This window comes from Pseudomonas sp. GB2N2 (assembly GCF_054897705.1).
In genome coordinates, this window is sequence record NZ_CM142701.1 from 3284885 (window position 1) to 3298145 (window position 13261).

The window sequence follows — 13261 nt, forward strand, 5'->3', positions numbered from 1 at the left end:
GTATTTACATGTCTACTACCCCATTCAGCCTGGCCTTCGGTGTCGGCACGCAAAACCGTCAAGGCGCTTGGCTGGAAGTGTTTTACGCACAGCCATTGCTTAATCCTTCGGCCGACCTGATCGCGGCTATCGCGCCTATTCTGAGTTACACCGACGGCAATCAGGCCATCGCGTTCACTAACGCTCAGGCCTCGCAACTGGCTGAAGCTCTCAAAGGCGTCGATACCGCCCAGGCTGCCTTGTTGACCCGTCTGGCCGAAAGCCACAAGCCGCTGGTCGCGACCATTCTGGCCGAAGATGCGCCACTGACTTCGACCCCTGAGGCTTACCTCAAACTGCACCTGCTGTCCCACCGCCTGGTCAAGCCCCACGGCCTGAACCTGGCGGGCGTGTTCCCGCTGCTGCCGAACGTCGCCTGGACCAGCCAGGGTGCGATCGACTTGGGCGAACTGGCCGAGCGTCAACTCGAAGCCCGTCTGCGTGGCGATCTGCTGGAAGTGTTCTCGGTGGACAAGTTCCCGAAAATGACTGACTACGTGGTACCGGCCGGCGTGCGTATCGCTGATGCTGCGCGTCTGCGCCTGGGCGCGTACGTGGGCGAAGGCACCACCGTGATGCACGAAGGCTTCATCAACTTCAACGCCGGCACCGAAGGCCCGGGCATGATCGAAGGCCGCGTTTCCGCTGGCGTGTTCGTCGGCAAGGGTTCGGACCTGGGCGGCGGTTGCTCGACCATGGGCACCCTGTCGGGTGGCGGCAACATCGTGATCAAGGTGGGCGAAGGCTGCCTGATCGGCGCCAACGCCGGTATCGGCATTCCGTTGGGCGACCGCAACACCGTTGAATCGGGGCTGTACGTGACCGCTGGGACCAAAGTGGCGCTGCTGGACGAGCACAACAACCTCGTCAAAGTGGTCAAGGCTCGTGAACTGGCCGGTCAGACTGATCTGTTGTTCCGTCGCAATTCGGAAACCGGTGCCGTGGAATGCAAAACCCATAAATCGGCGATCGAACTGAACGAAGCGCTGCACGCTCACAACTAAGAGCGTCACACCATCACCCTGTAGGAGCGAGCTTGCTCGCGATGGACGTTAACGATAACGCGCGGCATCAGATAGCACGCGTCGTCAATGCGACCATCGCGAGCAATCCCGCTCCTACAGTGTCAGGTGTGCGTCCGCCCATGTTCAACAGGGCTCAATTGCATGATGATCCTCTCTCCCTGGCGCGCCGATTTCCCGGCCATCGCCGCCCTGCAACGCCAAGGCCAGACCTATCTGGACAACGCCGCCACCACGCAAAAACCCCAAGCCCTGCTGGATGCCCTGGCGCATTACTACGCCAATGGCGCCGCCAACGTGCATCGGGCGCAGCACCTGCCCGGCGCCCACGCCACCCAGGCGTTCGAGGACAGCCGCAGCAAAGTCGCGCAATGGCTGAATGTCGGCGAATGCGGGCAGATCGTCTTTACCCACGGCGCCACTTCCGCGCTGAATCTCCTGGCCTACGGCCTGGAACATCTATTCAATCCGGGCGATGAAATTGTCATCAGCGCTTTGGAGCATCACGCCAACCTGCTGCCGTGGCAGCAACTTACCCATCGTCGCGATCTGAAACTGCGTGTCCTGCCGTTGAAAACCGACGGCTTGATTGACCTCGAGGCTGCCGCATCGATGATCGGACCGCGGACTCGCCTGCTGGCGGTCAGCCAGCTGTCCAACGTCCTCGGCGCCTGGCAACCGCTGCCCGCGCTGCTGGCGATGGCCAAGGCACATGACGCGCTTACCGTAGTCGATGGCGCCCAAGGCGTGGTCCATGGCCGGCATGATGTGCAGGCGCTGGGCTGCGACTTCTATGTGTTTTCCAGCCACAAGCTCTATGGCCCTGACGGTCTGGGCGTGTTGTTCGGGCGTCATGAAGCGCTCAAGCAACTGCGTCATTGGCAGTTCGGCGGTGAAATGGTGCTGGACGCAGATTACCTGCACGCACGCTTTCGCCCGGCGCCCTTGGGTTTCGAGGCCGGTACACCGCCGATTTCCAGTGTGATCGGTTTGGGGGCGACCCTGGATTACCTCGGCGGTCTCGATCAGGAGGCTGTCGCCGCCCATGAATCGGCGCTGCATGACTATTTGCTGAAGGGCCTTGAGGCACGTAACGGCATCCGACTGTTGGGCAAGCCACAACTGGCCTTGGCCAGTTTTGTTGTCGAGGGTGTGCATAACTCGGACCTGGCGCATTTGCTGACAGAACAGGGCATCGCCGTGCGTGCTGGTCATCATTGCGCCATGCCGCTGCTGAAAAGTTTCGAACTGGCCGGGGCGATCCGGGTGTCGCTGGCGGTGTACAACGACTCTGAGGATCTGGAGCGCTTCTTCGAGGCACTGGATCAGGCGTTGGAGTTGTTGCGATGAGTCTGCCTGCTGATGCGGTGATTGCTCTCGATACTTTTCACCGCGCGGCTGGCTGGGAACAGCGGGCACGCTTGCTGATGCAATGGGGCGACCGTCTGCCGGCGTTGGGCGAAGAGGACAAAGTCGACGCGAACCGCGTGCATGGCTGCGAAAGCCAGGTGTGGTTGGTGGCCTCGTTGCAGGACGGCCACTGGCAGTTCGCCGCGAGTAGTGATGCGCGGTTGATTCGTGGGTTGGTGGCGTTGCTGCTGGCGCGGGTTAACGGGTTATCGGCGGTCGAGTTGCGGCAGGTTGACCTGCCAGGGTGGTTTGATCAGTTGGGTCTATCGCGACAACTATCGCCATCGCGCAGCAATGGCCTCAACGCGGTGTTACAGCGAATGAATGAGTTGGCGGGTTAATCGCCTTCGCGAGCAAGCCCGCTCCCACAGGGGGAACGCATTTCAATGTGGGAGCGGGCTTGCTCGCGAAGAGGCCATCAGCAGCACGGGTCAGACTTCAGATTTAATGCGATCCGCCGGGCGCCGAACCCCCGCCACAATCTTATCCACAGCCTTGGTCGCCGCGACCATGCCAAACGTCGCCGTGACCATCATCACCGCGCCAAACCCGCCGGCGCAGTCGAGCTTCACACCGTCCCCGACAAAACTCTTCTGCAAGCAAATGCTGCCATCCGGTTTTGGATACCGCAGTTGCTCGGTGGAAAACACGCACGGCACGCTGTAGTGACGGGTCACGGTGCGGGAGAAGTTGTAATCGCGGCGCAGGGTCGAGCGCACTTTCGAGGCCAACGGATCGTTGTAGGTCCGGTTCAAGTCGCAGACCTGAATCAGCGTCGGGTCGATCTGCCCGCCCGCCCCGCCGGTGGTGATGATCTGGATCTTGCGGCGCTTGCACCAGGCGATCAGCGCGGCCTTGGCGTTGACGCTGTCGATGCAGTCGATCACGCAGTCGATGTTCGGCGTGATGTACTCGGCCATGGTCTCGCGGGTGACGAAATCCGCCACCGCGTGCACCGTGCAATCCGGGTTTATCCCGCGCAGGCGCTCGGCCATCACCTCGACCTTGGGTTTGCCGACGGTGCTGTCCAGCGCGTGCAACTGACGGTTGGCGTTGCTGACGCAGACGTCGTCCAGATCGAACAGCGAAATCTCGCCAACGCCACAGCGGGCGATGGCTTCCGCCGCCCAGGAACCGACGCCGCCGACGCCGACAATCGCCACGTGGGCCGCGCGCAGGCGTTCGAGCCCTTCGATGCCATACAAACGGGCGATGCCTGCAAACCGCGGATCTTCTGTGCTCATGACCATTACCCTAAAAACCGGCGCGCATTATAGGGCTTCGCAGCGGCAAGTTTTAAGCTTCAAGCGACAAGTGTAAGAACTTATGTGAACGGCGGATGCCCAATGTCGGGCATTTCCCTGTCTGCTGTACGGTCAGGGGAGGCCCGGTGTAGGATGCGCGCCCCTTGGCGAACTGCCGACCGTTCCTTCGTTCCACAGCCTTTGGAACCCGAAATAGCTATGTCATCGCGTAAATTTGGACTCAACCTGGTGGTGGTGCTCGCCATCGCTGCCTTGTTTACCGGCTTCTGGGCGCTGATCAACCGCCCGGTCACCGCCCCCAACTGGCCTGAACAAATCTCCGGGTTTTCGTACTCGCCGTTTCAACAAGGCCAGTATCCGCAGAAAGAGCAGTACCCGACCGACGAGCAGATGCGCCGCGATCTGGAGATCATGAGCAAGCTGACGGACAACATCCGTACTTACTCGGTCGATGGCACCCTGGAAGACATTCCCAAACTGGCAGAAGAGTTCGGCCTGCGCGTTACCCTGGGTATCTGGATCAGTCCGGACCAGGAGCGCAATGAGCGCGAAATCACCCGCGCCATCGAAATCGCCAATTCCTCGCGCAGCGTAGTGCGCGTGGTCGTAGGCAACGAGGCGATCTTCCGTAAGGAAATTACTGCGGCTGAACTCAGCGTGATCCTCGATCGCGTTCGCGCCGCCGTGAAGGTCCCGGTAACCACGTCCGAGCAATGGCACGTCTGGGAAGAACACCCGGAACTGGCCAAGCACGTCGACCTGATTGCTGCGCACGTGCTGCCTTACTGGGAATTCGTCCCGGTGGACAAGGCTGGCCAGTTCGTCCTCGACCGCGCCCGCGACCTGAAAAAGATGTTCCCGAAAAAACCGCTGCTGCTGTCGGAGGTTGGCTGGCCGAGCAACGGGCGCATGCGTGGCGGTACCGATTCGAGCCCGGCCGATCAGGCGATCTACCTGCGTACATTGGTCAACAAGCTCAACCGCCAAGGCTTCAACTACTTCGTGATCGAAGCGTTTGACCAGCCGTGGAAGGCCAGCGACGAAGGCTCGGTGGGCGCGTACTGGGGCGTGTTCAACGCCGCGCGTCAGCAGAAATTCAACTTCGAAGGCCCGGTAGTCGCGATCCCGCAATGGCGGGTGCTGGCGATCGGCTCGGTCGTGTTGGCGCTGCTGTCGCTGACCCTGCTGATGATCGACGGTTCGGCCCTGCGTCAACGTGGCCGCACCTTCCTGACCTTTATCGCATTCCTCTGCGGATCGGTGCTGGTGTGGATAGGTTATGACTACAGCCAGCAATACAGCACCTGGTTCAGCCTGACCGTAGGATTTCTGCTCGCCCTTGGCGCACTCGGGGTCTTTATCGTACTGCTGACCGAGGCGCATGAACTGGCCGAAGCAGTCTGGACCCACAAGCGCCGGCGTGAATTCCTGCCGGTTGTCGGCGATTCGGACTACAGGCCAAAAGTGTCGATTCACGTCCCTTGCTACAACGAGCCGCCGGAGATGGTCAAACAGACCCTCAACGCCCTCGCTAACCTCGACTATCCGGACTTCGAAGTCCTGATCATCGACAACAACACCAAGGACCCGGCAGTCTGGGAACCGGTACGCGATTACTGCGCAACCCTCGGCCCGCGCTTCAAGTTCTTCCACGTCGCACCGCTGGCCGGCTTCAAGGGTGGTGCGCTGAATTACCTGATTCCGCACACCGCCAAGGACGCCGAAGTGATTGCGGTGATCGACTCGGACTACTGCGTCGACCCGAACTGGCTCAAGCACATGGTGCCGCACTTCGCCGATCCGAAAATCGCCGTGGTGCAGTCGCCGCAGGATTATCGCGACCAGAACGAAAGCACCTTCAAGAAGCTCTGCTACGCGGAATACAAAGGCTTCTTCCACATCGGCATGGTCACCCGCAACGACCGTGACGCGATCATCCAGCACGGCACCATGACCATGACCCGCCGTTCAGTGCTCGAAGAACTGGGCTGGGCCGACTGGTGCATCTGTGAAGATGCGGAGCTGGGCCTGCGCGTATTCGAAAAAGGCCTGTCGGCGGCGTATTACCACACCAGCTATGGCAAAGGCCTGATGCCCGATACCTTTATCGACTTCAAGAAACAGCGATTCCGCTGGGCCTACGGTGCGATTCAGATCATCAAGCGCCACACCGCCAGTTTGCTGCGCGGCAAGGACACCGAGCTGACCCGTGGCCAGCGTTACCACTTCCTCGCGGGCTGGTTGCCGTGGGTCGCGGATGGCATGAACATCTTCTTCACCGTCGGCGCGCTGTTGTGGTCGGCGGCGATGATCATCGTGCCGCAGCGGGTCGATCCGCCGTTGCTGATTTTCGCCATCCCGCCGTTGGCGCTGTTCGTGTTCAAGGTTGGCAAGATCATCTTCCTGTACCGTCGCGCGGTGGGCGTGAACCTGAAGGATGCGTTCTGTGCGGCCCTGGCCGGTCTGGCGCTGTCGCACACCATCGCCAAAGCGGTGCTGTACGGTTTCTTCACCAGCAGCATTCCGTTTTTCCGTACGCCGAAAAACGCCGATAACCACGGCTTCTGGGTGGCGATCTCAGAGGCCCGGGAAGAGATGTTCATCATGCTGCTGTTGTGGGGCGCGGCCGGCGGTATCTGCCTGGTGCAAGGCCTGCCAAGCAACGACATCCGTTTCTGGGTGACCATGTTGCTGGTGCAATCGCTGCCGTATCTGGCGGCGCTGATCATGGCGTTCCTGTCTTCGCTGCCGAAACCGGCGGTCGAGGCTGAACCGGCACCGGCGGTCTAAATCTTTACCGATGCACTAAACGGCGGCCAATGGCCGCCGTTTTGCTTTAAGCTAACCGCCATTTTATGGCTCGCCGCAGCTCGCTCCTACAAAAGGCTGCCTGACCTTGCCCCTGTTTCCGGAGTTTTTCATGACGGCCCACGCCGACCTTTCGCCGACCCTTCAACTGGCCATCGACCTGATCCGCCGCCCGTCCGTCACGCCGGTCGACGCCGATTGCCAGAAGCAGATGATGCAACGCCTGGGCGATGCCGGTTTCATGCTGGAACCGATGCGCATCGAAGATGTGGATAACTTTTGGGCCACTCACGGCAAACACGACGGTCCGGTGCTGTGCTTCGCCGGTCACACCGACGTGGTCCCGACCGGCCCGGTCACCGCCTGGCAGATCGACCCGTTCAACGCGCTGATCGACGAACACGGCATGCTCTGCGGCCGTGGCGCAGCGGACATGAAAGGCAGCCTCGCGTCGATGACCGTGGCCGCCGAGCGCTTCGTCACCGACTACCCGGACCACAAGGGCAAAGTCGCTTTCCTGATCACCAGCGACGAAGAAGGCCCGGCGCATCACGGCACCAAAGCGGTGATCGAGCGTCTGGTTGCGCGCAAGGAACGTCTGGACTGGTGCATCGTCGGCGAACCGTCGAGCACCACGCTGGTGGGCGATGTGGTCAAGAACGGCCGTCGCGGTTCCCTCGGCGCCAAGCTGACTGTGCACGGTGTGCAAGGTCACGTCGCCTATCCGCATCTGGCCAAGAACCCGATCCACCTTGCCGCCCCGGCCTTGTCCGAACTGGCCGCCGAGCATTGGGACCACGGCAACGATTTCTTCCCGCCGACCAGCTTCCAGATTTCCAACCTGAATTCCGGTACCGGCGCGACCAACGTGATCCCGGGCGATCTGGTGGCGGTGTTCAACTTCCGCTTCTCGACCGAATCCACGGTCGAAGGCCTGCAAAAGCGCGTCGCCGACATCCTCGATAAACATGGCCTGGACTGGCACATCGACTGGACGCTGTCCGGCCTGCCGTTCCTCACCGAACCGGGCGCATTGCTGGATGCCGTGGCGTCGAGCATCAAGGACATCACCGGCCGCGAGACCAAGGCGTCCACCAGCGGTGGCACCTCCGACGGCCGCTTCATCGCGACCATGGGTACGCAAGTGGTTGAACTCGGCCCGGTCAACGCGACGATTCACCAGGTCAACGAGCGGGTACTGGCGGCAGATCTCGACGTGCTGACCGAAATCTACTACCAGACCCTGATCAAGTTGCTCACCTGATGCTCGCCTGCCCGATCTGCAGCGAACCGCTGAACGCGGTGGACAACGGCGTGGCCTGCCCCGCCGGGCATCGTTTCGACCGTGCGCGACAGGGTTACCTGAACCTGTTGCCGGTGCAGCACAAGAACAGCCGCGATCCTGGGGATAACGTGGCAATGGTCGAGGCACGGCGCGATTTCCTCAACGCCGGCCATTACGCACCGGTGGCCAAGCGACTCGCGGAACTGGCGGCGCAATACGCACCTCAGCGCTGGCTCGACATCGGTTGTGGCGAGGGTTATTACACCGCGCAAATCGCCGAAGCCTTGCCGAACGCTGATGGTTACGCGCTGGATATCTCCCGCGAAGCGGTAAAACGCGCCTGCAAGCGCAATCCGCAGCTGACGTGGTTGATCGCCAGCATGGCGCGGGTGCCGTTGGCGTCAGGTAGCTGCCAGTTTCTCGCCAGCGTCTTCAGCCCGCTGGACTGGGAAGAAGCCAAACGCCTGCTCAGCCCCGGTGGCGGCCTGATGAAAGTCGGACCGACCAGCGGCCACCTGATGGAACTGCGCGAGCGGCTCTACGATGAAGTGCGCGAGTACACCGACGACAAGCACCTGGCGTTAGTGCCGGACGGCATGGCGCAGCAACACAGTGAAACCCTGGAATTCAAACTGACGCTGGCCAGTGGTCAGGATCGCGCCAACCTGCTGGCCATGACGCCTCACGGCTGGCGCGCCAGTGCCGAACGCCGGGCTGCGGTCATCGAGCAGGTGGAACCGTTCGAGGTCACTGTGTCGATGCGCTACGATTACTTTGTTCTTCAATCTTAATTTTGGGTCTTGAGCAACGGCTTGAGACCGGCTAAATCCGCGAATGGATTTTTCAGACCCGCAGTGAGGACATCCATGCGCCAACCCGATATCGAGATTTACCTGAAAGACGCCGACGTCGACTACAAGGCCGTTGCGGCCTGGCTCGGCGAAGCATTGGGCTCGTGCACCGACTGGGTTCAGAAAGGCCAGACCTACAAGTGCAAGGCCGGCAATGTGCCGGTGACCTGGTTACCGAAAGCTGTCGGAAAGTGGAACAGCTTGTACCTGGAAAGTGATCAGACTCCGTGGGAAGACGACATCGCCTGCGCCCGCGCCGCGTTTGCCGCGCTGAACGTCGAAGTGCGTTGCGCACCGGGGAGCTGGGTCGAGGAAGAAGGTGAAGAGACGGCTGATCGCTGGATGCGCATAAGCGCGGATGGCGAAGAAGAGATCAACTGGAAAACGGCATAAAAGCAGCTATAAGCTACAAGCTACAAGCTACAAGCCTCAAGTTAAAAAGCTCCGTAGCTTGTAGCTTGTAGCTTGTAGCTGTCTCTAAAGCCCCACCACATCCTCAGCCTGCAACCCTTTGTCGCCCGTCACCACCGCATATTCAACCTGCTGTCCCTCGGCCAGCGAGCGGTGCCCTTCGCCGCGAATCGCGCGGTAGTGCACAAACACATCCACCCCGTCTTCGCGCTGAATAAAGCCATAGCCCTTGGCGTCGTTGAACCACTTCACGCTGCCGGTTTCACGTGTTGCCATCTGTTCATACTCCTTTTTTATTATTGATCGGGCTCTTCACAGGAAAGCCTCGGGAACATTGCTTGCACTGAACAGTGCCACTGTATGGCCAGTGCGGGCTCGCCGAGTATATGACAGGTGTGAAAACTCTCCACTCACTTTACTCAGGCGCTTTTTTGCCGATTTTCAGTGAATCCGGCACACTATCGACCGCCCGAGCAAATGCTCGGTTTTATTCACTCACGCAGAAGCCGTATGACCCGCTCCCCGTTCCGCCGTCTTGTGTTTGGCACCCTGCGCCGACTGCTCTTTCTCTGGGTTCGCTCCGAGACCATCAACCAGTCGTCGTTCACCCTCAACCTCGACCGCAGTCGTCCGGTGTTCTACGTCCTGCAAAACCCCTCGCTGACGGAACTCGCCGTGGTCGATACCGAGTGCACCAAGGCCGGCCTGCCGCGCCCGGTGCTGCCGGTGGCCGTTGGCGATCTGCTGGAACCCGCCGCGTTCTTCTACCTGACGCCGGAACCCGACTGGCTCGGCCGCCAGGATAAACGCGGTGCGCCGCCGACCCTGAGCCGGCTGGTCAGCGCCCTGAGCCAGAACGCCGCCGAAGACGCGCAGATCATTCCGGTCAGCGTATTCTGGGGCCAGTCGCCGGACAGCGAATCGAGCCCGTGGAAACTGCTCTTCGCCGACAGCTGGGCGGTCACCGGGCGTCTGCGTCGCTTGCTCAGTATCATCGTCCTCGGGCGCAAGACCCGCGTGCAGTTTTCCGCGCCGATCCACTTGCGCGAACTGATCGATCACAACAAGGGCCACGAGCGCACCGTGCGCATGGCCCAGCGAATTCTGCGGGTGCACTTCCGCAACCTCAAAGCCGCCGTGATCGGCCCGGACATTTCGCACCGACGCAACCTGGTCAAAGGCTTGCTCAATCAGCCGCTGGTCAAGCAAGCGATCCTCGACGAAGCCGAGCGCGAAAACATTTCCCCGGAGAAAGCCAAGGCCCAGGCCCTGCGTTACGGCAACGAAATCGCCTCGGACTACACCTACACCGCGATCCGCTTCATGGAAGTGGTGCTGAGCTGGTTCTGGAACAAAATCTACGACGGGATCAAGGTCAACAACATCGAAGGCGTGCAGAAGGTCGCCCCGGGTTACGAAGTGATTTACGTGCCCTGCCACCGCAGCCACATCGACTACCTGCTGCTGTCCTATCTGCTGTTTCGCAACGGCCTGACCCCGCCGCACATCGCCGCCGGGATCAACCTGAACATGCCGGGAATCGGCGGCCTGCTGCGTCGTGGCGGCGCGTTTTTCATGCGCCGCACCTTCAAGGGCAATCCGCTGTACACCGCGGTGTTCAACGAATACCTGCACACCCTGTTCACCAAAGGCTTCCCGGTCGAGTATTTCGTCGAGGGCGGCCGGTCGCGCACCGGGCGCATGCTGCAACCGAAAACCGGCATGCTCGCGATCACCCTGCGCAGCTTCCTGCGTTCGTCGCGCATGCCGATCGTCTTCATTCCGGTGTACATCGGCTACGAACGTGTACTGGAAGGCCGGACTTACCTCGGCGAACTGCGTGGCGCGACCAAAAAGAAAGAATCGATCTTCGACATCTTCAAAGTCATCGGCGCCCTCAAGCAGCGCTTCGGCCAGGTCGCAGTGAACTTCGGCGAGCCGATCAAACTTGCGGAATTCCTCGACAGCGAACAGCCGGACTGGCGCCAGCAGGCACTCGGCCCGCAGTTCAAGCCGGCGTGGCTCAACGAAACCACCAACCGCCTCGGCGAGAAAGTCGCGCAGCATCTCAACGAAGCCGCGGCGATCAATCCGGTCAATCTGGTGGCCCTGGCGTTACTGTCCACCACTCGCCTGGCGCTGGACGATCGTGCCATGGCGCGGGTGCTGGATCTGTACCTGGCGCTGCTGCGCAAGGTGCCGTACTCACCGCACACCACGTTGCCGGAAGGTGATGGCCAAGCGCTGATCAAGCACGTGAAGGACATGGACCTGCTGTCCGAACAGAGCGATGCGCTGGGCAAAATTCTGTACCTGGACGAGCAAAACGCGGTCCTGATGACTTACTACCGCAACAACGTGCTGCACATTTTTGCGCTGCCTGCGCTGCTCGCGAGCTTCTTTCAAAGCGCCTCGCGCATGAGCCGCGAACAGATCCTGCGTTACACCCGCGCGCTGTATCCGTACCTGCAATCGGAGCTGTTCATACGCTGGTCCATGGACGAGCTGGATGCGGTGATCGATCAGTGGCTCGAAGCGTTCGTCGAGCAAGGCTTGCTGCGCTTCGAGAACAACATTTACCTGCGTCCGGCACCCAGCTCGCGACACTTCGTGCTGCTGACGCTGCTGTCCAAGAGCATCGCCCAGACCCTGCAGCGCTTCTATATGACGGTTTCGCTGCTGCTCAACAGCGGGCAGAACAGTATCAGCGCCGAAGAACTCGAAGACCTGTGCACGGTGATGGCCCAGCGCCTGTCGATCCTGCATGGGCTGAACGCCCCGGAGTTTTTCGACAAGAGCCTGTTCCGGCACTTCATCCAGACCCTGCTCGACCTCGACGTGCTCAAGCGCGACGAAGCCGGCAAGCTTAGCTATCACGAACTGCTCGGTGAACTGGCCGAGGGCGCGGCCAAACGGGTGTTGCCGGCGGAGATTCGGTTGTCGATCCGCCAGGTGGCGTTGCATCGCAGTGAAGATGCGGCAGACCTGGCTACCGTCCAGCCCGAACCTTCGATTGGAGATATCAGATGAAAAAACTTTTTTTATTGGCCATGACCGCTCTGCTGGGCGCCTGTCAGTCCATGCAACCCGCTGCCAAAACCAGCCTAGACGGCGAAGTCTTTTACCTGCAACGCATCGCTTTGCCACCGACCGCCACCCTTAGCGTCAGCCTTCAGGACGTATCTCTGGCCGACGCCCCCGCCGTGGTCCTCGCCGAACAGAAAGGCCCGGTCAAAGGCCAGGTGCCGTTGCCGTTTCATCTGAGTTACGATCAGGCCCAGGTCAAACCCGGTCATCGGTATTCCGTCAGCGCGCGCATCGAAGTGAATGGCCAACTGATGTTCATCACCACCGAACATCACGCCGTGCAACTGGATGGCAGCGATCCGCAACCACTGAAAATCCGCGTCAACGCTGTCCCCTGATTACACTTTTTTCGAACACTTTTTTCGAACAAGGAAGCCCCCATGTTCCGCCCTACCCTTCGCTTCGCCGGCCTGTGTGCAGGCTTGATGATCTCCGCCAGCGCCATGGCGCTGTCGCTCAGTGATCTGTCGCAAAAAGACGCCACCGGCGGCCTCAAGGATGCCCTGACCCAAGGCGCGCAATTGGCCGTGAAACAACTCGGCACGCCGGGCGGGTTCAGCAACAACCCGGACGTGAAAATCGAACTGCCGGGCAAACTGGGCAAAGTCGCCAGCAAAATGAAGCAGTTTGGCATGGGCGATCAGGTCGATCAGCTGGAAACCAGCATGAACAAAGCGGCAGAAACTGCCGTGACCCAGGCCCAGCCGATCCTCGTCGACGCGGTGAAGAAAATGTCCGTTGATGACGCCAAAGGGATTCTCAGCGGCGGCAACGATTCGGCCACCCAATACCTGAACAAAACCAGCCGCGAACAGATCCGCGCCAAGTTCCTGCCGATCGTCAAGCAAGCCACCGATCAAGTCGGGCTGGCCAAGCAATACAACTCCTTCGCCGGCCAGGCCGCGACCATGGGCGTGGTGGATACGAAGAACGCCAACATCGAAAGCTATGTGACCGAGCAAGCGCTGAACGGTTTGTTCGAGATGATCGGCAAGCAGGAAGAATCGATTCGCAAGAACCCTGCGGCAGCAGCGACCAGCCTGGCGAAGAAAGTATTCGGCACGCTCTGACGATCATCTGTAG

12 protein-coding genes are annotated in these 13261 nt (G+C 60.7%); 10 read left to right on the forward strand and 2 right to left on the reverse strand.

What is annotated here, in order from left to right:
- Positions 1–8 precede the first annotated feature (8 nt).
- The 3 genes from dapD (at position 9) to ACYZT4_RS15300 (ending at position 2812) form a co-directional block, all read left to right on the forward strand.
- Entirely contained in the window at positions 9–1043 is a 1035-nt protein-coding gene (dapD, locus tag ACYZT4_RS15290) for a 2,3,4,5-tetrahydropyridine-2,6-dicarboxylate N-succinyltransferase (RefSeq protein WP_461980930.1), read from the forward strand.
- A 162-nt stretch (positions 1044–1205) separates the two neighbouring features.
- Complete coding sequence (locus ACYZT4_RS15295) at positions 1206–2411, forward strand: aminotransferase class V-fold PLP-dependent enzyme (protein ID WP_461980932.1); 1206 nt, start codon at positions 1206–1208, stop codon at positions 2409–2411.
- Positions 2408–2812: a SufE family protein gene (locus tag ACYZT4_RS15300; RefSeq protein WP_461980934.1), complete on the forward strand. Its 405-nt coding sequence runs from the start codon at positions 2408–2410 to the stop codon at positions 2810–2812. Before ACYZT4_RS15295 ends, ACYZT4_RS15300 begins: the two co-directional genes overlap by 4 nt.
- 90 nt (positions 2813–2902) lie before the next feature.
- Here ACYZT4_RS15300 and tcdA read toward each other — a convergent pair whose 3' ends face one another.
- Positions 2903–3715, reverse strand: a complete 813-nt coding sequence (gene tcdA / locus ACYZT4_RS15305) for a tRNA cyclic N6-threonylcarbamoyladenosine(37) synthase TcdA (RefSeq protein ID WP_461980935.1) — start codon at positions 3713–3715, stop codon at positions 2903–2905.
- Positions 3716–3934: 219 nt separating this feature from the next.
- Here tcdA and ACYZT4_RS15310 point away from each other — a divergent pair, with 219 nt between their 5' ends.
- From ACYZT4_RS15310 to ACYZT4_RS15325, 4 genes are all read left to right on the forward strand, one after another.
- A complete protein-coding gene (locus ACYZT4_RS15310; protein WP_461980937.1) occupies positions 3935–6526 on the forward strand; it encodes a glycosyltransferase in 2592 nt (863 codons plus the stop codon).
- A gap of 130 nt (positions 6527–6656) precedes the next feature.
- Positions 6657–7808, forward strand: coding sequence for a succinyl-diaminopimelate desuccinylase (gene dapE / locus ACYZT4_RS15315; protein ID WP_461980939.1), 1152 nt, complete (start codon positions 6657–6659; stop codon positions 7806–7808).
- A complete protein-coding gene (locus ACYZT4_RS15320; RefSeq protein ID WP_461980941.1) occupies positions 7808–8620 on the forward strand; it encodes a putative RNA methyltransferase in 813 nt (270 codons plus the stop codon). The genes dapE and ACYZT4_RS15320 overlap by 1 nt, the downstream gene beginning before the upstream one ends.
- Positions 8621–8695: 75 nt before the next feature.
- Positions 8696–9073, forward strand: coding sequence for a hypothetical protein (locus ACYZT4_RS15325; RefSeq protein ID WP_461980943.1), 378 nt, complete (start codon positions 8696–8698; stop codon positions 9071–9073).
- Between the two features lie 84 nt (positions 9074–9157).
- On the opposite strand, the gene ACYZT4_RS15330 is transcribed toward ACYZT4_RS15325, so the two are convergent.
- Entirely contained in the window at positions 9158–9367 is a 210-nt protein-coding gene (locus ACYZT4_RS15330) for a cold shock domain-containing protein (protein ID WP_461980945.1), read from the reverse strand.
- Positions 9368–9601: 234 nt separating this feature from the next.
- On the opposite strand from ACYZT4_RS15330, the gene plsB reads away from it, so the two are divergent.
- From plsB to ACYZT4_RS15345, 3 genes are read left to right on the forward strand one after another with little or no spacing between them, the layout of a single operon-like run.
- A complete protein-coding gene (gene plsB, locus ACYZT4_RS15335; protein WP_461980947.1) occupies positions 9602–12121 on the forward strand; it encodes a glycerol-3-phosphate 1-O-acyltransferase PlsB in 2520 nt (839 codons plus the stop codon).
- Positions 12118–12516, forward strand: a complete 399-nt coding sequence (locus tag ACYZT4_RS15340) for a YbaY family lipoprotein (protein WP_461980949.1) — start codon at positions 12118–12120, stop codon at positions 12514–12516. The genes plsB and ACYZT4_RS15340 overlap by 4 nt, the downstream gene beginning before the upstream one ends.
- Before the next feature lie 42 nt (positions 12517–12558).
- Positions 12559–13248 carry a DUF4197 domain-containing protein gene (locus ACYZT4_RS15345; protein ID WP_461980951.1) on the forward strand — a complete coding sequence of 230 codons (690 nt, stop codon included), beginning with the start codon at positions 12559–12561 and terminating at the stop codon, positions 13246–13248.
- The last annotated feature ends 13 nt before the right edge of the window (positions 13249–13261 follow it).